Origin of the sequence: Flagellimonas taeanensis (assembly GCF_003584105.1) — a bacterium.
Classification (GTDB): Bacteria; Bacteroidota; Bacteroidia; order Flavobacteriales; family Flavobacteriaceae; genus Flagellimonas; species Flagellimonas taeanensis.
In genome coordinates, this window is record NZ_QXFO01000026.1 from 43,299 (window position 1) to 66,575 (window position 23,277).

At 45.0% G+C, this 23,277-nt stretch carries 19 protein-coding genes; 10 read left to right on the forward strand and 9 right to left on the reverse strand.

Annotated features, from left to right (window positions below; translation table 11 throughout):
* Positions 1–327: 327 nt before the first annotated feature.
* The 3 genes from D2V93_RS14180 to D2V93_RS14190 are packed head-to-tail and all read left to right on the forward strand — an operon-like array spanning position 328 to position 5,577.
* On the forward strand, positions 328–1,347 hold the full coding sequence (locus tag D2V93_RS14180) for a LacI family DNA-binding transcriptional regulator (protein ID WP_072875856.1): 1,020 nt from the start codon (positions 328–330) through the stop codon (positions 1,345–1,347).
* A gap of 55 nt (positions 1,348–1,402) precedes the next feature.
* Positions 1,403–3,709: a glycoside hydrolase family 65 protein gene (locus D2V93_RS14185; protein WP_119619855.1), complete on the forward strand. Its 2,307-nt coding sequence runs from the start codon at positions 1,403–1,405 to the stop codon at positions 3,707–3,709.
* Positions 3,706–5,577, forward strand: coding sequence for an alpha-amylase family protein (locus D2V93_RS14190; RefSeq protein WP_119619856.1), 1,872 nt, complete (start codon positions 3,706–3,708; stop codon positions 5,575–5,577). The genes D2V93_RS14185 and D2V93_RS14190 overlap by 4 nt, the downstream gene beginning before the upstream one ends.
* Positions 5,578–5,626: 49 nt before the next feature.
* Here D2V93_RS14190 and D2V93_RS14195 read toward each other — a convergent pair whose 3' ends face one another.
* Positions 5,627–6,025: a hypothetical protein gene (locus tag D2V93_RS14195; RefSeq protein WP_245978245.1), complete on the reverse strand. Its 399-nt coding sequence runs from the start codon at positions 6,023–6,025 to the stop codon at positions 5,627–5,629.
* Positions 6,026–6,231: 206 nt separating this feature from the next.
* Here D2V93_RS14195 and D2V93_RS14200 point away from each other — a divergent pair, with 206 nt between their 5' ends.
* A complete protein-coding gene (locus tag D2V93_RS14200) occupies positions 6,232–6,984 on the forward strand; it encodes a glycerophosphodiester phosphodiesterase (protein ID WP_245978246.1) in 753 nt (250 codons plus the stop codon).
* A complete protein-coding gene (locus D2V93_RS14205) occupies positions 6,984–8,273 on the forward strand; it encodes a BaiN/RdsA family NAD(P)/FAD-dependent oxidoreductase (RefSeq protein ID WP_119619858.1) in 1,290 nt (429 codons plus the stop codon). Before D2V93_RS14200 ends, D2V93_RS14205 begins: the two co-directional genes overlap by 1 nt.
* On the opposite strand, the gene D2V93_RS14210 is transcribed toward D2V93_RS14205, so the two are convergent.
* The 3 genes from D2V93_RS14210 to D2V93_RS14220 all read right to left on the reverse strand — a co-directional run bounded on the left by D2V93_RS14210 (position 8,259) and on the right by D2V93_RS14220 (position 11,087).
* Positions 8,259–8,987, reverse strand: coding sequence for an MIP/aquaporin family protein (locus tag D2V93_RS14210; protein ID WP_119619859.1), 729 nt, complete (start codon positions 8,985–8,987; stop codon positions 8,259–8,261). The genes D2V93_RS14205 and D2V93_RS14210 overlap by 15 nt on opposite strands.
* 30 nt (positions 8,988–9,017) lie before the next feature.
* Entirely contained in the window at positions 9,018–10,514 is a 1,497-nt protein-coding gene (gene glpK / locus D2V93_RS14215; RefSeq protein ID WP_119619860.1) for a glycerol kinase GlpK, read from the reverse strand.
* Positions 10,515–10,610: 96 nt separating this feature from the next.
* Positions 10,611–11,087: a TspO/MBR family protein gene (locus D2V93_RS14220; protein WP_072875839.1), complete on the reverse strand. Its 477-nt coding sequence runs from the start codon at positions 11,085–11,087 to the stop codon at positions 10,611–10,613.
* A 92-nt stretch (positions 11,088–11,179) separates the two neighbouring features.
* Between D2V93_RS14220 and D2V93_RS14225 the strand changes: the two genes are divergently transcribed.
* The 5 genes from D2V93_RS14225 to D2V93_RS14245 all read left to right on the forward strand — a co-directional run bounded on the left by D2V93_RS14225 (position 11,180) and on the right by D2V93_RS14245 (position 15,618).
* Positions 11,180–12,265 (forward strand): diphosphomevalonate decarboxylase, encoded by a 1,086-nt coding sequence (locus tag D2V93_RS14225; protein WP_119619861.1) that lies wholly within the window; start codon positions 11,180–11,182, stop codon positions 12,263–12,265.
* Positions 12,266–12,401: 136 nt separating this feature from the next.
* Positions 12,402–13,331 carry a mevalonate kinase family protein gene (locus D2V93_RS14230; protein WP_119619862.1) on the forward strand — a complete coding sequence of 310 codons (930 nt, stop codon included), beginning with the start codon at positions 12,402–12,404 and terminating at the stop codon, positions 13,329–13,331.
* Positions 13,332–13,341: 10 nt separating this feature from the next.
* Complete coding sequence (locus tag D2V93_RS14235) at positions 13,342–14,247, forward strand: geranylgeranylglycerol-phosphate geranylgeranyltransferase (protein WP_072875833.1); 906 nt, start codon at positions 13,342–13,344, stop codon at positions 14,245–14,247.
* 74 nt (positions 14,248–14,321) lie between these two features.
* Complete coding sequence (locus tag D2V93_RS14240) at positions 14,322–15,170, forward strand: pseudouridine synthase (RefSeq protein WP_119619863.1); 849 nt, start codon at positions 14,322–14,324, stop codon at positions 15,168–15,170.
* Positions 15,171–15,207: 37 nt separating this feature from the next.
* Positions 15,208–15,618 carry a hypothetical protein gene (locus D2V93_RS14245; protein ID WP_147377412.1) on the forward strand — a complete coding sequence of 137 codons (411 nt, stop codon included), beginning with the start codon at positions 15,208–15,210 and terminating at the stop codon, positions 15,616–15,618.
* Positions 15,619–15,773: 155 nt separating this feature from the next.
* Here D2V93_RS14245 and D2V93_RS14250 read toward each other — a convergent pair whose 3' ends face one another.
* The 5 genes from D2V93_RS14250 to argH form a co-directional block, all read right to left on the reverse strand.
* Positions 15,774–17,117: a hypothetical protein gene (locus tag D2V93_RS14250; RefSeq protein ID WP_119619865.1), complete on the reverse strand. Its 1,344-nt coding sequence runs from the start codon at positions 17,115–17,117 to the stop codon at positions 15,774–15,776.
* 101 nt (positions 17,118–17,218) lie between these two features.
* Complete coding sequence (locus D2V93_RS14255; RefSeq protein ID WP_119619996.1) at positions 17,219–19,408, reverse strand: DUF5916 domain-containing protein; 2,190 nt, start codon at positions 19,406–19,408, stop codon at positions 17,219–17,221.
* Between the two features lie 125 nt (positions 19,409–19,533).
* Positions 19,534–21,129 (reverse strand): M1 family metallopeptidase, encoded by a 1,596-nt coding sequence (locus D2V93_RS14260; protein WP_119619866.1) that lies wholly within the window; start codon positions 21,127–21,129, stop codon positions 19,534–19,536.
* Positions 21,130–21,269: 140 nt separating this feature from the next.
* Positions 21,270–21,725: a hypothetical protein gene (locus D2V93_RS14265; RefSeq protein WP_220473642.1), complete on the reverse strand. Its 456-nt coding sequence runs from the start codon at positions 21,723–21,725 to the stop codon at positions 21,270–21,272.
* Positions 21,726–21,955: 230 nt separating this feature from the next.
* Entirely contained in the window at positions 21,956–23,242 is a 1,287-nt protein-coding gene (argH, locus tag D2V93_RS14270) for an argininosuccinate lyase (protein ID WP_119619868.1), read from the reverse strand.
* Positions 23,243–23,277 lie beyond the last annotated feature (35 nt).

The window sequence follows — 23,277 nt, forward strand, 5'->3', positions numbered from 1 at the left end:
ACATATATAAAAAAAATGTTAATCGAAATTTAACTATATCGCAATCTATCACGAAAACGGTTTCGTGTTGATAACTTTGGGCGGGTGCGAGGTTGGCAAAACTTAAAGAGCTGATTTATCCATATCACAAAATAACCAAGTCTATTTAGAGAAATCCGCAATAGTACAGCTAATATAGTGTTTTTTCTTTTTGCCTGTGTTAACATTCAATTTGGAAGTTTATTAAAGCTTCCATGACTTTTTGTTAAAATGCTCGTTTTCTCCAATGGCTTGTTTCTTTATTGAGTAATTTCCAATGTCGAACCAAGAAGATTAAATTGAACCAAATTGAAAACCAAGATTACCTTAAAGGATATAGCCAGGGAACTTGAAGTATCCATTTCTACTGTATCCAAAGCGCTCAAGAATAGTGAGGAAATAAGTAGGGATACCAAGGAAAAGGTACAGGCCTTTGCCAAACTCTATAACTACAAGCCCAACAATATTGCCATCAGCCTCAAGAACAAGAGGACAAAGAACATCGGCGTGGTGATTCCAGATATCGTACACCATTTCTTTACCACGGTGATCCGCGGGATCGAGAAATATGCAAATGCCAGGGGATATAACGTAATTGTGTGTCTTTCTGAAGAATCTTTTGACAAAGAGGTCATCAATATGGAAATGTTGGCCAATGGGAGCATTGATGGCTTTATCATGTCCCTTTCTTCGGAAACGCAACAAAAAGGGGACTACAACCATTTAAAGGAGGTTACAGAACAGGGAATCCCCGTAGTGTTGTTCGATAGGATCACCAATGAGATTGATTGTGACAAAGTAGTGATCGATGATGAACTGGGCGGATACATGGCCACCAAGAAATTCATAGAGCAAGGCAAAAAAAGAATCGCCCTGATCTCCACGGACGACTATTTGAGCGTGAGCAAGGCCCGAAGCATGGGATACCGAAAGGCTCTGTCCGAAAGCAAGCTGGGCGTGGACGAATCCTTGGTGCTCAAAATGCCATCCATGGAGATGGATGAAAACCGTATCAAGGAATTCCTAGAGGCCCAAAAACCGGATGCCGTCCTCTGCGTGAACGAAATATTTGCGGTGTACAGCATGCGTTTGGTACAGAAAAACGGCTTAAAGATCCCGGACGACATCTCCTTTATCGGTTTCACAGATGGTGTCCTCTCCAAATATGCCAACCCAAGTCTCACCGTGGTCGCACAACATGGGGAGAAAATGGGCGAAGTGTCGGCTAAAATGCTCATTGACAAAATTGAAAGCGAAGAAGAGGAAGAAACCTACCAGACCAAAATTTTGGAGCCTACATTGGTGATCAGGGAATCCATAAATCATTAAGTTTGTGCATTCTGCCCATGGGGCAATTGCAGTTGTTCATCAAGTTTAATTGTTTATGAATCAAGATTATATCCAAGCAGACCCTTGGTCCATTATCGAGGAAGGATTTGACCGGGAACAGGTCAAATCCTCCGAAAGCCTGTTCAGTATCGGTAATGGGGCCATGGGACAACGTGCCAATTTTGAGGAACACTATTCCGGGGAAACTTTCCAAGGGAGTTATATTGCAGGGGTTTATTATCCCGACAAGACCAGAGTGGGATGGTGGAAAAATGGCTATCCCGAATATTTTGCCAAAGTACTTAATGCCCCCAATTGGATCGGGATCAACATTTCCATCAACCAAGAGCCTTTAGATCTGAACTCCTGTAAAAAGGTAGAGAACTTCCGTCGTGAACTCAATATGAAGGAAGGTTGGTACAAACGCAGCTTTGTGGCCACGATGCCCAACAGATTGGAAGTGGCTGTGGAAGTGGTCCGGTTCCTGAGCCTCGCTTTGGATGAAACAGGAGCCATACAGTACCATCTTCAAATTTTGAATGACGATGTAGAGGTATCACTTACACCTTATGTTGATGGTGGCATCAAAAACATGGACAGCAACTGGGCCGATAAATTTTGGAACATAACCAATATTGCCTCTGAGGGAAATAGAGCCTATGTGAATTCCCACACCATGAAGACCGATTTTTCGGTGTGTACCTTTATGCAGGCCAATGTGTTTGTGGATGGAGAGAAAATAGAGGAAGCCCCAAAAGTAGAGCAGACCGAAACTCTGGTGGGACATACCTATTCCGTTGAAGCTGCGAAAAACGAAACCATCACCCTGATAAAATTTGGGGGGTATACGGTAGATAGGAACCATCCGAAGGATAAACTGATGGAAGCGGCCAACAAGGTATTGGACAAGGCTTCCAGCTTGGGATTTGATGCATTGCTTCAAAAACAAAAAGAGAGCTGGGCCCAAATATGGGAGATGAGCGATATCACCATTGAAGGGGACGTGAAGGCCCAACAAGGTATCCGCTTTAACATATTCCAACTCAACCAAACCTATTTGGGCAAGGATTCCCGATTGAATATTGGACCCAAAGGCTTTACAGGGGAAAAATACGGAGGGAGTACCTATTGGGATACCGAGGCCTATTGTTTGCCATTCTATATGGCCACCAAAAACCAACAAGTGGCCTGGAACCTGCTTCAATATCGATACAACCATTTGCCCAAGGCCATAGAGAATGCCGAAAAATTAGGATTTTCCAACGGGGCCGCCCTATACCCTATGGTGACCATGAACGGGGAAGAATGCCACAACGAATGGGAGATTACTTTTGAGGAAATCCATAGGAACGGAGCCATCGCTTTTGCCATCTACAATTACTATCGATTTACGGGAGATTACGGTTATATTCCCAAGATGGGATTGGAAGTGCTGATCGGGATTGCCCGATTCTGGCACCAACGTGTCAATTTTTCGGAAGAGAAACAGCAATATGTCATGTTGGGCGTCACGGGTCCAAACGAATACGAAAATAACGTAAACAATAACTGGTACACCAATTACCTCGCCAAGTGGTGCATTGAGTATGCCATAGAACAAATTGGGGAGGTGGCAGAAAACTATGCCGATGACCATGAGCGTATCATGGCCAAAACCAAACTTACCGAAGCGGAGATCAAGGATTGGGCCAAGGTTGCCGCCAATATGTACTTCCCTTATTCGGAAAAGCACCAAGTGTTCTTGCAGCAAGATGGGTTTTTGGACAAGGAGATGATCAAGGTTCAGGATTTGGGCAAGACACAAAGGCCCATCAACCAAAAATGGAGTTGGGATCGCATCTTGCGTTCCCCTTACATCAAACAGGCCGATGTGCTCCAAGGATTCTATTTTTTTGAAGATCACTTCAGCAAGGAAGAATTGGAGCGCCATTTCGATTTCTACGAACCCTTTACGGTACATGAATCTTCCTTGTCTCCCTGTGTCCATAGCATACAGGCGGCCAAATTGGGCAGGATGGAGCAGGCGTATACTTTCTATTTAAGAACCTCTCGTTTAGATCTTGATGATTACAACAAAGAAGTGGAAGAAGGACTGCACATTACCTCCATGGCAGGAACTTGGATGAGCATTGTGGAAGGTTTTGGGGGCATGAGGGTGTTGGATGATACCTTGAACTTTGAACCACAGATACCGGAACAATGGACCTCATTTTCCTTTAAAATCAATTTCAGGGAGCAGATTGTCACTATAACGGCTTCCAGAGAAGGGACTTTTTTCGAGCTCACAGGAAATGATACCTTGACCATAAAGGTCAAAGGGAAGTTTGTTGAATTGATTCCAGGAAAAAGAATTACCGCATGAAAACCAATCGCTTCATCACTTTTCTGGTAGTGCTTGGAGCCGTGTCTTCGTGCAAACAGGAAATCTACCAGAAACAAGTTGAGTTGCCGATGAAAAAGAAAGCCGTTGTATACCAAGTGTTCACCCGATTGTTCGGGAATACCAATACCACCAACAAACCTTGGGGAACCATTGAAGAAAATGGAGTGGGCAAGTTTGCCGATTTCGATGACAAAGCCTTAAAGGAAATCAAGGATCTTGGGGTTACGCATATTTGGTATACCGGGGTACCCCATCATGCCCTGATCAATGATTATACTGCCTTTGGCATCTCTAATGACGATCCGGATGTGGTGAAAGGTAGAGCAGGGTCTCCCTACGCAGTAAAGGATTACTATAATGTGAACCCCGATCTGGCCATAGATCCCGCAAAGCGTTTGGAAGAATTCAGGGAACTTATTGATCGAACGCATAAAACAGGCATGAAGTTGATCATCGATATTGTTCCCAATCATGTGGCTCGCAACTATGAAGGGAAGACCAACCCCGAAGGAGTGGAAGATTTTGGGGCAACGGACGACACGAGCAAGGAATACGACCTCAACAATAACTTTTACTATATCCCGGGGCAAGCCTTTAAGGTGCCAGAATGGAAAGAGGGTTACTTGCCTTTGGGAGGTGATAAAAATGCATTGGCCGATTCCAAGTTTGAGGAAAATCCGGCCAAATGGACAGGGAACGGTTCCCGACTGGCCCAGCCTGATTTTTACGACTGGTATGAAACGGTAAAGATCAATTATGGGGTGAAACCCGACGGAGCCAAGGATTTTGTGGAATTGCCCGACGATTTCGGTAGCAAGGACCATCAGGCCCATTTTGACTTTTGGAAGGACAAGACCTTGCCCGATTCTTGGCACAAGTTCAAGGATATAGCCCTTTACTGGTTGGGTTTTGGAGTGGATGGATTCCGTTTTGACATGGCGGAAATGGTGCCCGTGGAATTTTGGAGTTATCTCAATTCCAATATCAAAATGAAGAACCCCGATGCCTTTTTGTTGGCCGAAGTGTATAATCCCAGTTTGTACCGGGATTATATTTTTAAGGGCAAAATGGATTACCTCTATGACAAGGTGGAGCTTTATGATAGTATCAAGCACATCATGAAGGGGTATGGTTGGACAGACCATATTCCTGTGGTACAAAAGGGAATGGCCGATATTGAACACCACATGCTCCACTTTTTGGAAAACCATGATGAACAGCGTATAGCAAGCCCCGAGTTTGTGGGCAAGGCAGAAATTGCCAAACCTGCCATGGTGGTTTCGGCCACGATCAGCACCTCACCGACCATGGTCTATTTCGGTCAGGAAGTAGGAGAGCCCGGCGCCGAGGATGCAGGATTTGGGAAACCTTCCCGTACATCCATTTTTGATTACACTGGGGTGCCACATCATCAGCGATGGATGAACAACAAAAAGTTTGATGGCGGCCAACTTACTCCAGAAGAAAAGGACCTACGGGATTTTTACAAACGCTTGTTGAACTTCACCATCCAAAGTGATGCGTTGATGGGGAAATACCAAGAAATCCATTTTTACAACAACGAGCATACGGAGAATTACGATCATCGAGTACTGTCTTATGTACGATGGAGCGAAAATGAAAAGCTCATCATTGTGACCAATTTTGATTCGGAAAAAAATTATGCATTCAACTTAAAGATCCCAAGGGATGTAGTGGACAAATGGCAGTTGAAGGATGGAAATTATGTACTGCACGAAGCCTTGTACGGAATTGTTAATGCTGAACTCAAGGTTGAAAACGGTATAGGAAACGTTTCGGTTCAAATGGAGCCGTTGCAATCCTATATCTTCGGTTTGAAACAATAAAAAAGGCAGATTGTCATCAATCCGCCTTTTTAGGATTGGTTGTCGTATTTTATTCTTTGGATGCTGTTTTTTGGTATACGAAGGCGATAATTGCCCCTAAGATTCCATAGAAGACAATTTCAAGGACAGCTTCGGCCATATAGCCTGTCAAATCCATGAGTTCTGTAGTGCCATAGTTTAACAACCCCAGACCTAAGCCTGTAAAAACACCGATCCATACCCCAAATTGGAATCCTTGGCTCAAGGAGTGGTGGCCCCTTGCCCATTTGCCGTAAAGGGTACTCAACGCAAAAACGGCAATAAGGTTGGACAGGGCGATCATTCCCATATCCGGGACTTCTTTCATCGCATTGATGGTAGAGTGTTTCTCAAAAAAGTCTACAGTGGCAATACCCCAAACAAGGTATCCCAAAAAGAACATGACGACCGTGCCAACCAATGTGGCCAATAAATTGGATTTTGAAAACATACTTGCTAAATTATTGGTTAGTAATATGATAAATTTATTAATAAATATTTATCATATCATTAATTATTATTAATATTTATTATCATATCTATTTTTTTGTTTGAAAAACATCCTTTGTTTTAGCCTTCTAGACTGCTGCCGTTTCGTTTTCATATCGTATTTTTAGCATGCAAAACAAATCATGAATGAAGACCTACAAACTTTGGGCTTGTATGGCCATGTTTCTTTACAACAGTTGCGGCATGATGAGATCAGAACCTTTGGTCATCGGGCATAGAGGGGCCATGGGCCACGAAACGGAGAACACCTTGGCTTCCATACAGAAAGCCATAGACCTTGGCGTGGATATGATTGAGATTGATGTGTTCAAAATCCGTAGTGGCGAAATTGTCGTATTCCATGATGATAAGGTGGACAGGCTTGCCAATGGGGGCGGGAACATTGAGGAATACAACATCGTGGACCTGAAACAACTTACCCTGGAGGGAGACCACAAAATTCCGGAACTTCAAAACGTATTGGAGGTGATCGACAATCAAGTGGCCCTCAACATCGAACTAAAGGGAGTTGGAACTACAGATAGGGTGAATTTCATCATCAATGACCATATCAAAAACAAAGGATGGTCCGCAGAGAATTTCATCATATCGAGCTTTAAATGGAATGAGCTCAGGGCTATGCGCAACCTTAATAAAGATATTCAAATAGCAGTTCTAACCGAAGAAGATCCACTGGAGGCCATCCAAGTGGCCAAGGAACTGGACGCTGTGGCCATCAATCCCTATTTCAAGAAACTTACCCAAGAAAATGTGGATGAGATGCACAGCCAAGGGCTGAAAATCTACACATGGACCGTGAACGAACCTAAGGACATCCAGCAAATGAAAGCGTTTGGGGTGGACGGGATCATTACCAACTATCCTGAACGGGCCCATTGATGTTCGATGTCATAGTTATAGGAGGAGGAGCCGCTGGCTTCTATGCGGCAATCCACATTGCGGAGCAAGCGCCGGAGTTGAAAATTGCCATTTTCGAAAGGGGCAAGAGCGTCCTTTCCAAGGTGAAAGTATCGGGAGGTGGACGCTGTAATGTCACCCATGGCGAATTCTCACCCAAGGAGCTTGCCACCAATTATCCTAGGGGCGAAAAGGAACTCTTGGGACCTTTCCATAAATATGCCCCCATGGACGTCATGTCCTTTTTCGAGGAACGCGGGGTCTCTTTGAAAATAGAAGAGGACGGACGTGTATTTCCCCAAAGCGACTCTTCGCAGACCATTATCGATTGCTTCCTCAATGAAGTTGAACGATTGGGGGTGAAAGTTTTGAAAAACAGTTCGGTAAAACGGTTTGACCCAATGGATGGCGGGTGGCAGGTGACCACCATGAACAAACATTACCAGACGAAAAAGTTGCTATTGGCTACAGGTAGCAATACCAAAATATGGCAACAATTGGAACAAATGGGCCATCACATCGTTCCACCCGTCCCATCATTGTTCACCTTCAACATTACGGATGAACGGATAAATGGGATTCAGGGAATCAGTGTCGATGCGGCCGTGGAGGTATTGCCCAAAAAGGTTTTTGTGACCGAAAAAGCAGGGCTTGGTCTCAAAAGTGCAAACCAAACAGAACCCATGCTGCAATCGGAAGGCCCCGTTTTGATCACACATTGGGGATTGAGCGGTCCAGCCATCCTGAAGCTTTCCGCATGGGGTGCCAACCTATTGCACGATTATCACTATTCCTTCCGGCTGAACGTCAACTGGACCCCTGAGTACACTACAGGTTCCATGGAGGCTTTCTTAAGAAAGATCAAGGAAGTGGAGGCAAAAAAAACAGTTTTGCGTACCTCGGCCGTTGATATTCCCAAACGACTTTGGGCAAAGCTGGTGCAGGCGGCCCACATTCAACCCGATGAAAAATGGGCGGATCTGACCAAGGAAAAGCTTTGGAACCTTGCGGAGCAGCTTACGGCATGTTCCTTTAGGGTAGAAGGGAAGAGCACTTTCAAGGAAGAATTCGTGACCGCAGGCGGTGTTGACCTAAAAGAGATCAACTTTAAGACTTTCGAAAGCAAATTGCTGCCCAACCTTTATTTTGCTGGGGAAATCATCAATGTGGATGCGATAACCGGGGGGTTCAACTTCCAGAATGCCTGGACAGGGGCCTATTTGGCCGCCCAAGGCATTGTTGCCTCATCCTCTGATTTATTGCAAAAGTAGGGCGATGCCTGCCGCAAGGACGGCACCCAATATGGGTCCCACAACGGGAATCCAGGAATAGCCCCACCCATTGGAGCCCTTGTTTTTGATCGGGACCAGTGCGTGCACGATCCTCGGGCCCATATCACGTGCCGGATTGATGGCATATCCTGTAGTGCCCCCCAATGAAAGACCTATCCCCCAAACGATCAAGGCCACGGGCAACGCGCCGAGCGAGCCTAGACCGATGATGGCATTGTCAGTGGACAGCATCGCATCCGTAAAATACAACACCGCAAACACCAAAACGAAAGTGCCCAGAATCTCCGTCAATAAATTCAAAGGCATATTGGGTATGGCAGGCGCATTGCAGAACACGCCTCTTTTGGTATTTCCGTCCTCAGTGGCATCAAAATGGTCCTTGTTCATGAGCCAAACGGCAAAAGCACCCAACATGGCACCGATAAACTGGGCAAGGATGTAACTTGCGATTGATTGAACAGGAAATTCACCTGCAACGGCCAATCCAATGGTCACCGCAGGGTTGAGATGGGCACCACTGTGGGGACCGGCCACCACCACCCCGGTATAGACCGCAAAGGCCCAGCCAGTAGTGATCACGATCCAGCCGGAACCATTTCCGTAGGTTTTTTGGAGGGAAACATTGGCGTTGACGCCACAACCCATGAGCATCAACAAAAAAGTGCCCACAATTTCAGCAACAAAAGGAGTCATAATAGTTTGGAAGTTAATTTTTGTTCGGTATTATTCTTTTTCGGCCCAGTTTTCCAGTGCTTTAATGGCCCTGTACCATCCCTGGATGCCCTTTTCAATCGCATCGCGGTCCTTTGTAGGTTCAAAATGCACATCGGTTTGCCAAATATCTTGGATTTCCTCGGGATTTTTCCAATAACCGACGGCCAATCCTGCCAAATAAGCAGCACCCATAACGGTGGTCTCCACAATCTTGGGACGCACAGTGACCGTGTTCAGCACATCAGCCTGAAACTGCATCAGCATATCGTTCACCGTTGCACCGCCGTCCACGCGCAATTCCTTGATGGAAATACCGGAATCGGCCTCCATGGCCTTTAAGATGTCCATGGTCTGGTAAGCAATGGATTCCAATGCGGCACGTGCAATATGGGCATCGGTGCTGCCACGCGTCAACCCAAAAATGGTGCCCTGGGCATGTTGGTTCCAGTGGGGCGCGCCCAACCCGGCAAAAGCTGGGACGAAGAACACGCCTTCGGAACTATCGACCGAGGCCGCCAATTTTCCCACCTGCGCCGAGTTTTTGATGATACCAAGACCGTCCCTGAGCCATTGCACCACCGCCCCGGCAATAAAGATGCTCCCTTCGAGCGCATATTGTGTTTTTCCATTGATTTTCCACGCCACGGTGGTCAGCAAGTTATTCTTGGAAACGATGGGCTTTTCGCCAATGTTCATCAGCATGAAGCAACCTGTGCCGTAAGTGTTCTTTACCATCCCCTGTTTGGTGCACATCTGCCCGAACAAGGCCGCTTGTTGGTCGCCCGCGATGCCTGCAATGGGAATTTTGGAAGCAAAGAAATTGGGACAGGTGTGCCCGTACACTTCGCTGGATTGCTTCACTTCGGGCAGCATACTCTTTGGGATGGTCAGAAGGTCGAGCAGTTCATCGTCCCAATCCATGGTGTTGATATTAAAGAGCATAGTGCGAGATGCGTTAGTCACATCGGTGATGTGGAGTTGGCCATCGGTCATTTTCCAGATCAGCCAAGAGTCTATGGTGCCCAGGGCCAGTTCACCTGCCTCTGCCTTTTTACGGGCACCGTCCACATGGTCCAATATCCATTTCACCTTGGTCCCAGAGAAATAGGAATCGATGACGAGACCCGTTTTTTTCCGGATCAGGTCCGATTTCCCAGCCTTTTTCAGTGCATCACAATAATCGGCGGTGCGTTTGTCCTGCCACACAATGGCATTATAGACGGGCCGGCCGGTTTTTTTGTCCCAAACCACTACGGTCTCCCGCTGATTGGTGATGCCGATAGCAGCCATTTGTTCCGCTTTGAGGCCTTTTTTGCTGACTGCTTCGGCAGCCATGCCCGCTTGGGTAGACCAAATCTCATCAGGGTCGTGCTCTACCCATCCGGGTTTGGGAAATATTTGGGTGAATTCTTTTTGTGCTACGGAGATTATCGTTCCCTTTTCGTCAAAGACCACGGCACGGGAACTGGTAGTGCCTTGATCTAGGGCAAGGATATATTGGTTCATTTTTGTGATTTATGTGCGCTTGAATTTACTAAAATAAATCAGAGTGGTTAAACAAAAACCTTGAGTGGTGTTTTGGAAAGGGTCGTTTTTTTCAAATTATGGGTTGAGGGCCCATATTCGATAGTTCAGCACAGCAGCAAATCCTACCCATAGTACATAGGGCACCAATAGATAGGCAGCCGGTCTGCTTATGATCCGGAACCATTTGATGGTGAGCATGATCAACGTCAGCAGTACCAAAATGACCACAAGCCCCAAAAGTGGGTTTTTTAGGCCGAAGAACACAATGCTCCACAAAGCGTTGAACAATAATTGGAACACAAAATGGTATAGTGCGGTCTTCACCCAAATATGGTGATAGCCCTTGGACCAGACCATGCCGGCCGAAATGCCCATCATGATATAAAGGGCTGTCCAAACAGGGGCAAAAAGCTCGTTCGGGGGAGTAAACGAAGGTTTGTTGAGTGTTGTGTACCAGTCATTTACGGAGCTCTGCGTGGCGATACTGGATAAAAACCCGATCAGCAGGCAGACGAGTATACCTATGGTGATATAGAGAATTCTTTTTTTCATGGCCGGTGCAACAGCAACTAAAATAAGAATTTATTTGCATCCGATTTTCTGCTAGGGCCTGGCAAACGTATATTTGTCCAAATTTCCTTTCAATGACGGAGAACGATTTTCTGCCCGGTGCCTATCAGGAATTTCCCTTGTCGGGCAAGGTAACTTGGAGGGCACCCAGCAATATCGCCCTTGTAAAATATTGGGGAAAAAAACCGGTCCAGATACCGGCCAATCCGTCCATCAGCTTTACGTTGGATACCTGCGCCACGACTACCTCGGTGACTTTTGCAAAGAAGGAAGGGAATACGGATTTTTCCTTTGATCTGTTGTTCGAGGGGAAACCCAAGGAAGATTTCAAACCCAAGATCCTCACTTTTTTCGAGAGGATTTTGCCTTACTTGCCTTTTCTGAAGGCGTACCATTTTGACATAGACACCTCCAATTCCTTCCCACACAGCAGTGGTATTGCGTCATCTGCCAGTGGCATGGCCGCCCTGTCCCTTTGCTTGATGGACATTGAAAAACAATTGGACCCGACAATGGACAGCGTGACCTTCAATAGGAAAGCATCCTATTTGGCCCGATTGGGTTCTGGAAGTGCCTGTAGGAGCATTGACGGAAGTTTGGTGGAATGGGGAATGCACCGGAACGTACCCCAAAGTTCGGACTTGTATGGAACCGAGTACCCGTTTACGGTAGATCCCGTTTTCAAGTCGTACCAAGATACCATTTTGCTGGTGCACAAAGGGGAAAAACAGGTGAGCAGCACGGTGGGCCACCAACTCATGAAGGGCCACCCTTATGCCGAGAACCGATTTCAACAAGCCATACAGAATCTGGACAGACTAAAACCTATTTTGGCCAGTGGCGATTTGGACGGGTTCATCCAATTGGTGGAGAGCGAAGCGCTCACCCTACATGCCATGATGATGACCAGTATGCCCTATTTTATACTGATGAAGCCTGATACCTTGGAAATCATCAACAAGATTTGGCGATATCGCCAAGAGACCAAGGTTCCGGTCTGTTTTACCTTGGATGCCGGGGCCAATGTGCACATGCTCTATCCGAAAAACTTCAAGGACAATGTGCAACGGTTTATGGATGATGCATTGGTCATGCACTGTGAAAACGGCCAGTACATACAGGATCGGGTCGGGAAAGGAGCGGTCAAAATAAACGACTAAAAATGAACAGTTAAGCTGTTTTTTTACGTTATTTGCCCAAATTTTGGCACGGGACAAGATTTGATAGATCAAATAGTTTTGTTCATCGTAATTTTTTAAAAATTAAACAGTATAGTTTGTATCTTAGTATCAGCATATGAAAGGTCCACTCTTCTATTCAAAGATTTTACTGTTCGGGGAATATGGAATCATTAAAGATTCCAAAGGACTTTCCATTCCCTATAATTTTTTCAAAGGTGCACTGAAACGGGACAAGGACCTTTCGGAAATGGCACGCAAGTCCAACGAAAGCCTAAAGGCTTTTGCGGGCTACTTGAAGAACTTGGATAAAGAGCTGGTATCTTTTGACATGGAGGCCTTGGAAATGGACATTGCCGATGGCATGTACTTTGACAGTTCCATCCCCCAAGGATATGGTATTGGAAGTAGTGGGGCCTTGGTCGCCGCGATTTACGACCGATATGCAACGGACAAGATCACGGTACTTGAAAACCTAACTCGGGACAAACTTTTGCAGCTCAAGAAGATCTTTGGTAAAATGGAGTCTTTTTTCCACGGTAAATCTTCAGGATTGGATCCCTTGAACAGCTATCTCAGTCTGCCCATTTTGATCAATTCCCAGGACAATATTGAATCCACCAGCATCCCTTCCCAGAATACCAATGGCAAGGGTGCCGTATTTTTATTGGACAGTGGAATGACAGGGGAGACTGCTCCCATGGTCCAGATTTTTATGGAGAAGATGAAACAGGAAGGTTTCAGAAGCATGGTGAAGAACCAGTTCATCAAACATACCGATGCCTGTGTGGAGGATTTCCTGAACGGCAACGTGAAGTCTCTTTTTGGTAACCTGAAGCAACTTTCACATGTGGTATTCGATCACTTCAAACCTATGATTCCCGCTAAGTTCCACCAACTCTGGAAGCAGGGTATCGAGACCAATGATTATTATCTGAAACTTTGTGGATCTGGAGGCGGCGGATATATATTGGGCTTTACCGAAGATCTGGAAAAGGCCAAAAAAGCACTCAAGGACTACAATCTGGAGGTAGTCTACAACTTCTAAAAGCAAACCCATGCTTAGTAGAAAAAACAAACTCTTGCTTTTTAAGCTATTGAGTCTGTTTTCTGTGGTGAGGGGCTATAATATTTTGGTGATCACCTTGGCGCAGTACTTGGCATCCATCTATATTTTGTCGTCGGACATCCCCCTTCGGGAAGTGGTTTTTGACCTTAACCTCTTTCTTATTGTCACCGCATCGGCCCTTACCATTGCCAGCGGATATATCATCAACAACTTCTATGATGCGGAAAAGGATTTGATCAACAAACCCACCAAGAGCATGTTGGACCGTTTGGTGAGCCAGCGTTTTAAGCTGACGACCTACTTCATCCTCAATTTTTTGGCAGTGTTCGTGGCCAGTTACATCTCCTTTAAGGCTGTACTGTTCTTTTCAGCCTATATTTTTGGGATTTGGTTCTATTCGCACAAACTCAAACGGATTCCTTTTGTGGGCAACCTGGTCTCGTCCACTTTGGCCATTGCCCCATTTTTTGTGGTGTTCGTATACTACCAAAACTTTAAGACAGTGATCTTTGTGCATGCGCTGTTCCTGTTTTTGTTGATCTTGGCCCGTGAAATGATCAAGGATCTGGAGAACATGGCGGGCGATATGGCCCAAAACTACCGGACCATTCCTATTATCTACGGCCCCAAAGTGTCCAAATCCATTATCACTTTCTTGATTGTACTGACCCTTGTACCGGCCCTATTGCTCATCAAAACATTCGATGTGGGGCACATGTACTTCTACTTTATGGCCTGCATAGGTCTTTTGGTGCTGTTCCTTGTGCTTTTGTGGATATCGGGAAGCAAAATACATTACGTGTGGCTACACAATATATTGAAATTCATCATTGTGGCAGGGGTTTTCAGCATCCTTCTGATCGATTTGGACCTCGTGCTGAATCGTATTTTATAGACACACAACAAATTGTCCCCTTGAGGGGACTTTAGGGGTGTAAAAAGACTACATTTGCAAAAAATTGATGACTGATGGCGAAATCAGACAATAACCACAGCAACAGGCCTTCCGGTAACCGAAAGGACCAAGGACAAGGTCAACGAAAGCCTTTTTCCAAGAAACCCATCAACAAGCAAAAACCTGCCTCACCCCAAAAAAAATCAAATCCCGATGAAATTCGATTGAACAGGTATATTGCCAATGCGGGCATCTGTTCCCGAAGGGAGGCCGATACCTTTATCGCAGCAGGAAATGTTACGGTAAACGGAAAGCCGGTCACTGAAATGGGCTATAAGGTAAAACGTTCCGATGATGTACGTTTCGATGGAAAGCGCCTTAACCCGGAAAAGAAAGAATATATCCTTTTGAACAAACCCAAGAACTTTATCACCACCACCAGTGATGAAAAGGGGAGACGAACCGTAATGGAATTGATTTCCAGTGCCACAAAGGCGCGATTGCTGCCCGTTGGTCGGTTGGATAGGAATACCACAGGGCTTTTGCTCTTTACCAACGATGGCGACCTGACCAAAAAACTGACCCACCCCAAGCATGGTGTCCGAAAGATCTATCATGTGCACTTGGACCAGAGCCTGAGCTTGGCGGATCTGCACAAGATCGAGGCAGGCCTGGAACTGGAGGATGGTCCCATTGAAGTGGACAGCATCAGTTTCATACAAGGGTCTCCCAAAAAGGAAATCGGGGTGGAGATCCACAGCGGACGAAACCGAATTGTACGCCGTATCTTTGAACATTTGGGCTACGAAGTCACCAAACTGGACCGTGTCATTTATGCGGGGCTCACCAAAAAAGACCTTCCCCGTGGCCATTGGCGACACCTCACCGAGCAAGAGGTCATCAATTTGAAAATGATAAAATAGATCATTGAAGGGCTTGGGATACCATATCAGATTTTGGATGTTGTCCTTGGTGTTTTTTGCCTTGGCACTCTATTTTTATTTTTTTTCAGATCATAGCCTAATAGATATCAGCGTCCATGACACCTATTATGTAGTGGCCTATTTCGATTTCTTCTTGCTGTTCGGCATTTGGTTTACCCTTTGTGGTTTGGGATACTGGATAGCTGCAAAAAAGGGGGTCAGGCTCTACAAATGGGGCCATTGGGTGCATGTGGTCCTCAGTATTTTGCCTTTTGCCCTTTTGCCCCTGCTAGTGTATTCTCAAGGAAATTATGGTCCCGATCAGTTTGACCGGTTGTCCGTGGCACAAGGGTTGTTTGTCCTGAGCCTTGGTGGATTTGTATTGGGGCAACTGGCCTATTTCTTGAACATCTTAATCTCTACCCTATTGATTAAAAGAGGAGCCTAGAGAGCCATCAACTTGAAATGAAAATACATGTGTGTTGTCCAACATGTGGGCTTACTGTCTCTAGTTACATCCCGAAGGTCTAAAATATTCGCTTGGCCAAGACTCCCAATTGACGAATGTCCCTGTTGTCAGATCTTAAGTGCAAAGCTTAATAGTTATTCCGAATCTATTCTATAAAAAGTCCTGTCACGTAACATTTCAGGGTTTAGGTCCACAAAGGAAGCATTCAAGAATTGATAATAGTCGTAGTTGTCCAAATGAAAAAAACTACTCTCATAGTTCAACCCTTCTATATCCATTTCGGGGTAAGCTGTTAAAATTTCCTCAGGTAGTTTAAATTCAAAAGTATAATAAAATTTCCCTTGGTTAATGGACCAACTTGTTTCGATGTAATCTACATTTCGATTACCAGAACTTACTCCCCAAAAGTGACCTTGTCTTGAGAATTGATTATAGGAAACACCCTCATATATAAAATTGTCAACCGAATCATCGATAACTTTTACATTCCAGTTATCCATATTGCTCATTGGTATGCCCAACGCAGCTTCACCATACTTTTTAAAGTTGAAGTGGAATCTATCCTTGGAATAAGTATAAGTGGTAATATACTTATTGAAAGTGTTCAGATACCCAAGATTTATATAGTCGGTCGTTATTTTATCATTGTCGAACGGAAAAAACATTGCTAGAATATAACCACCGCCCTCATCAAACTCTTGGTTTTCCTCAAACCCATATACGGATGCAAAATACTCTCCTCCCTCGGGCGCAGAGACCAATATGGTTTTATCGAAAGATTGTAGCTGAGTTCCATCAAATGTTACATTGTCTCCATCGTTCAGGTTGTCAATAAATAGATATTTGACCTTACCATATGTATCGTAAACAGAAAATAAGTATTTATTTTCTTCAAATAAAGGAATGTTTTCAAAGAAAATACTGGTCAAATTGTCCATAGTGGTTACTTGTGAACCACCTGAAAGTGTAGATCCATGTTTGTTGGATATGATCCAAGAACCAGGTGAAACCAAATTGTCAGCATTAATGGTGATTTCCCCAATTACATCTCCTCTGGGACTAACATAATCCCCATTTTGGCTTCCGAGCTTCCAAACCTCACCGGATTTTATAAAAACATAGCTGCTGATTCGATAGTGTGTATTTCCTCCGTAATGGGAAATATGGATTAAACTTATATTGTGATCTGGGCTTGTGGAGGAAGTTGGTTTTTTTAAGGTGGTTACTGCGCCATTTTCCAAACGAGCATAGCTTATAATATCCCCGTTGTTTACATCATGACCCACAACCCAACCTTCACTGTCTGAATTGAAGTGATTTTCACCAACATTTACTGTGAAATAGACTTCCTCTTCAACTACATTGTCTTCTTGATCAGGTTGTTCCGACTCAGTTTCTTCTGGAACATCCGATGAACTTTTAGAGCAAGAAAAAAATAAAAATAAAATTGAAAGTGAAAGGAGGGATAGTTTTTGCATGCTTGTTTTTTGTGTGGTTCTGAAAATACCTACAAACAACGTCGAGCAGGAAAAATCTTAGACCAATGGTTTTTTTATTTGTTGAAAGGAATCGCATACAATTATCTATTAAACCAATAGGTAAACTTAAGCGTCATCGACCACAAATTTCCTTCGAGTGGGGAGAGCTGTTCATTGTTGTTGAACACCAAAAAAAGGTCCGAAGCAGGAGCGTAGCGCCATTGCAATCGCGAATTGATGCCAAAGTTGTTGTTCTGCTCGTTGTACTGCAGTAGGGTGGACCAGAACAATTTGTTGGTAAAGGTGATGTCCACCTCCGTGCCCACCAGCCAAAAATCCGTGGTGTACCATGGGGCTGGCAAATCGAGGTTGTTGTAGCTGAGGTTGGCGCCCAAACTCACATAGGGCTGAAATCGATACCCAAGTTCGGCATTCAAGTTGGTACGGTAGCCATTCGCAAAATAGCGGCCCAATCGGGTGGTCAAATTATAGGTGAACAAACTTTTGGGGCGTGAATTGTATTGCAGGTAAACGCCGTTCCAGTGATGCCGAGTTCCAGTGGCCAGTTGCTCTTGTCCCGTGTTGGTGGGGTCAAAGGGGGCCAACAATCGCACATATTCGTTAAATACATCGACACTCAGGGAGCTACGGTCCATAAAGTCCACTCCATAACCTACAATGGACACATAATCCGTTGCGTTCATGTTTGGGTTGAAATAGTAAAAACCGGAGTATTGTGGGCCGTGACTCACTACTTTTTCGCTTGCAGGCAGAAATTGATACCCCACAGAACCCTCAAATTTGAGATAGTCGTTCCGGGGCACAAAACCCACCTCCGAGGTAAAGTCTTCCGAAATATATTCCTGTTGTACCCGCCAGTTCCAGTTACGACTGCTATAGGCCAAATGGGCACCTTGGGCAATACCCTTATAGGAATCATCCGGCCCAAACGATTTTAGCATAAACACCTTTCCGTTATATTTATTATCGGCAGAGGCCAGGTTGTATTCCAAACCTAAATTACGATTAAATTTAGTGTATTGTGTTTGTAGACTATCAGCCAGGGCATTGTAGTCCAGCGATTCCTTGTTCACGAACATCAACCCGATGTTGGAACGGGAAAATACCTTTTGTTGCAAAGAGAGCACAGCAAAATTATGGCTGGGGAGCCCCGTCTCGTCCAGTTTGTCCGTTTGCATGTTCAAAACACCCAAACGGAGGTTTCGGTTCAGGTTTCCGCTGACTCTTGCTCCTGCAATGATGGGAACACCCAAGCCAATCCTTCGTGAAAAGAACGGACGGACTTCATCATAACCAAAACTGGCAAAGAGATCGGCGTTTTCAAGAAAAAACTGCCGTCTTTCTGGAAAAAAGAGTTCAAAACGGGTCAAGTTGGCCACTTGACGGTCGGCTTCTACCTGTGAAAAATCGGGATTGATGGTCAGGTCGAGGTTCAAGGAAGAAGTCAGCCCTAATTTTATATCGCCCCCAACCTTAAACTCGTTATCGTACGACAGATTTTCGATACTCGAATTGCCCACTGTGCCCAATACATAGGGAATAATGGAGTAGTTGAGTCCCTGTTTCGGCGGAGGCTTGTCCCAGACCATGGTGCCCGTGTAGGCTAGGGATGCCGTTGGGAACTGCCGGGGTATGGGCGTCCAGCTCGATTTTTCGTTCGTGCTCAGGTCCAACCGGGAAAAATTGACGCCCCATTCCGTGACGTCTTTTTCATACCGGATGGATTTAAAGGGAATGGCCATTTCCACCACCCATTTATCTTCATAGCTCTGCACTTCCGATACCCATTTGCTGTCCCAGTTCAGGTCGATACTACCCCCGTTGGACATCGTCCCGTCCCACTGTGCGCCGTAGGCATTGGCCCCAAAACTGAACCCGGTGGTCTGGTTGTTGAACGGGTCCATGAACAGCAAAAAATTATCGTTCCCTCCAAAGGAAAAGTCCCTGCGGAGCGATTCCACCACGTAAGTGTTTCCTGGCGTTTTGTGAAAGGTGGCCAAGAGGTAAAGCTGTCGGTCGTCGTAGGCCATTTTCACCTCAGAAGGCTGGGTGGCCTTGCGGTCGTCCATCGGCAAAACCATAAAAAAGTCCTGGGCGGCCTCTGCCTTTTGCCAAGTAGCCTCGTTGCCGATACCGTCAATGGTGAAGGTTTCGGCGGTTTGGTACAGATGGATTTTGAAATCGGCATTTTTCTTTTGCGCAAAGGCAAGCGCACAAAAAAACATGGCAAATGCAATGGAAACGGGAGTGGTTAGGTGGAGGTTATTCATGGTTTGTTTAGTGCCGTAAATGTAATAATTTACTTTGTTCTTTAACAATGAACCCTCATTTTCCAGTTCTAATTATCAAATAGACATTTTTGGAATGGCGGACGAAGAATTAACACTGGCCAAGATTATAACTTTCCCATCTCCTCGAACAAGGCCCACTGGTTGGGATCCAATACCACAGAATCTGGACGGTTTTTGGCCTTGATCTCAAAGCTTTTGGAACGTTCGTCCAGTTGGATGGTTTCAATGATGGCTTGCCCGTCATGCACCAAAGCAATTTCCAAAGGAAATTGGAACACATGGTGCTGCTGCACTTGCTCTAAATGCACAATGATGTTCCCTCTTTCGTATTCCCAGTTCCATTTGAGCTGTGGGTGCCCCTTGATGAACAGCCATTGCTGGAAAAAGGCCTCTAGGTCTTGATCTGATACTTCTTCCATCACATGCCGGAAATCGTCAGTGAGCACGTTCCTGTTTTGGTAGACGATATAGTACTTCCGGATGCCTTCCCAGAAGGTGTTATCACCCAATTTATGGCGGAGCATGTTCAACACCCAACCACCCTTTTGGTAGGTATTGGTGCTCAGTACCTTCATCGGGTCCTGGATGGTAAGGTCCACGATCGGGGATGGATTTTTGCGATAATACTCAAAGATTTCTTTTTTGTCAATGGCCAGCTCCTCTTTTCTTCGCTCGTCGCCATACACGCTTTCCAAATAAAGAATGCAGAAATAGGTGGCAAACCCCTCGCTGAGCCATACGTGGTTCCAGCTTTTTTCGGTAGCCGAATTCCCAAACCATTGGTGGGCAATCTCATGGGCGATCAAGGGCTCCACAGTTTTGTTCCCGGTCACGGAATTCTCAAAATAGGCAATAGTACCTGCATTTTCGAGTCCACCCCACTGCGTCTTGGCCTGCATATTGGCCAATTTGGCATACGAATAGGGGCCGATGTGATTGATGAAATATTCCAGAACGTCCTTCGCCACGGTATAATCGCCAAAGCCTTCCAAGCGATTTTGCGGGTAAACCCATGCGGAAACCTCAATGTTGTCCACTTCACCAACAACCCTTGATGCAAATTCGGTCACCCCGATGGTCATCACCTTGGTGGCCACAGGAGCCGGTTCTTGGTATATGGTCAGTTTATATCCATTTTCTAGGTTGCTCTCTTCTTGTTTTTTGCCGGTTGCCACCACATCATAATGGTCGGGAGCGGTAATACGGAACTCCACACTTGCTTTATCATACGGATGATCCACGGAGGGAAGCCAGTGCCGCGCTAAATTGGGCCAGTTGTCTCCAAAAAAGGAACGTTTTCTAAATTTGGTCGTAGAAATGACGAGGCCCCGCTCGGGAATGCCGCGGTATTTTATGGTATAGGTCTGGGTGTTGCTTTCGGAAGTAGTGGGAACAATGTTGATTTTGTTATCCGCATAGGAATAATTGGCAGGTGTAGTGCCTTCCAAAACTTCGGTGACTTCCATACCAAATTCCCCCGATTTTTGAATGAGGTCCAAGGAAAAAGGAACAGCTTCCGATTTGAAGGAAACCGTAATCTCTGCCTCACCCTTTATTTCGTTGTTTTCATCGTTCAAGCTAAGTCCGAAAACGTAGTTTTGAATATCTACGGATTCATTTTTGGGATAAAGATCTTGGGCATTTCCTAAGAGAGAAACCAAGGCAAAAGCCAGAAGGGAGGTTAGAATTTTTTGTTGCATAACGAAACCACTACAATTGATGGTTCAAGATACAATTTTGGGCAAGAGCTTTTGTAATTTTTGTGCGGAACTGAAATTCCTTAAGGATTTTCAGAAGTAGGCGAGAATAAGCAATTGCCTATAGCCATTGTTGTGCCAGGTTATTTTTTATTGATATATACATCTTCAACTTCGTCCATCAAATACAATTGATCCAGTTCCGTGTTTATTTTTGCAAAATCCCTTTTGAAGAACAGTTCAATAATTTTTTTTGGTACTTCTTCATTGTCCGATTCTGTCATATAGAGTTTAACTTTCCGATTCGGAATATTTGGATTGTCTGTCTCTAAATGAGTTCCAAGTCCAATAATGAATTGATAGGTGTCGTCCGTATTTGGTGCAATACTAACCGAAAGATATTTTGAGTCATTTTTGCTTAAAACCTCCAAATCGGGCATATTGAAGTCCATTGAGTTAAATTCCTTCTCGTAATTACTTTTCCAGTTCACATTATTAAAGTCCGAAATGTGTTTTTCCAATGAAGTTTTTCCCAAAAGTTGGTATAAGTCAGTTTCTAATTCCGTTGTGTGAATTCTTGAGACAAACTCATTTTTCATATTATGCCCGTTTGTGTTTTCCGATTTATTTTTTTTACAAGAAAAAACGAAAGTTGCAAGAATTAAAATCCAAAATAAGTGTTTTTTCATAATGGGGTACAACGTTCTAAGATATGATTCCTTTTAAGACTTCGACTACACTCAGTGCAGAGTGAATTGTATCGACCGATACTGAACACCATGTCTGCAAAAGGCAGGAGTTCAGCACAGGTAAGTGAAGTTAGCGTTTTTTACGAACCCAGCACCTTCTCCATTTTCTCCTTTATCTGCTCCAAACACAGATTCCCTAAACTGCCTTCATGGGTATGCTCAATATCCTTTTTGGGTTTAAAATTGCCATTTTCAATGGCCTTGCCCATAGTTTTGTAGGCATCCCGGAATGGCATTCCACTTTTTACGAGCTCGTTCAAGGTGTCCACACTGAAGAGGTAATCGTATTTGGGGTCGTCCAAAATCTTGGGGTTCACCTTGATTTCCTTCAAACTAAAGGTCATCAGTTCCAAACAGGCCTGCATATCCTGCAAGGCAGGTACGATCACTTCCTTCACCAATTGTAGATCGCGGTGGTAGCCACTGGGCAAATTGTTGGTGATCAAAGTGAGTTGGTTGGGCACCGCTTGAATTCGGTTACACTTCGCGCGGATCAACTCGAACACATCTGGGTTTTTCTTGTGCGGCATAATGCTGCTGCCCGTGGTGAGTTCGTTCGGGAACGAAATAAAATCAAAGTTCTGGCTCATGTACAGGCAGATGTCCATCGCCATTTTGGATAGGGTGGCAGCCACGCTGGAAATGCCAAAAGCAGCGGCTTTTTCCACTTTTCCGCGACCCATTTGGGCGGCCACCACGTTGTACTTTAAGGTCTCAAAACCCATTTCTGTAGTAGTGAACGTTCTGTCGATAGGGAAGGAACTTCCATACCCGGCAGCACTTCCCAACGGGTTTTGGTCCGCAATCTTATGGGCGGCCTGTACAAAGTATAGATCATCGATCAAGCTTTCGGCATAGGCAGAAAACCAAAGTCCAAAAGAGGAGGGCATGGCAATCTGAAGGTGGGTGTAGCCTGGTAAAAGTACATTCTGGTGTTTTTCGGCAAGCTTCATCAATAGGTCAAAAAGGGATTTCACCTGCTCCCTGATTTCGGTAAGTTCTTCCTTCAGGTACAATTGCATCGCTACCAAAACCTGGTCGTTCCTAGATCGGGCCGAGTGGATTTTTTTACCGGTATCGCCTAATTTTTCAGTCAGTATGAATTCGATTTTAGAATGCATGTCCTCAAAATCGTCCTCAATGGTGAAATTACCCTTTTCGATATCCTTACCGATTTCACCCAATGCCTTTACCAAATCCTTGGCTTCTTCTTCGGTAATCAATCCCACCTTGCCCAGCATTTTGGCGTGAGCGGTGGATGCGATCACATCGTATTTGGCAAGTACCAAATCTAGTTCGCGGTCGTTGCCCACGGTAAAATGGTCTATTTTTTTATCGGTGCTAAAACCTTTGTCCCAGAGTTTCATAATTTCGGTTTTGTCATTCCCGTGAAAACGGGAAT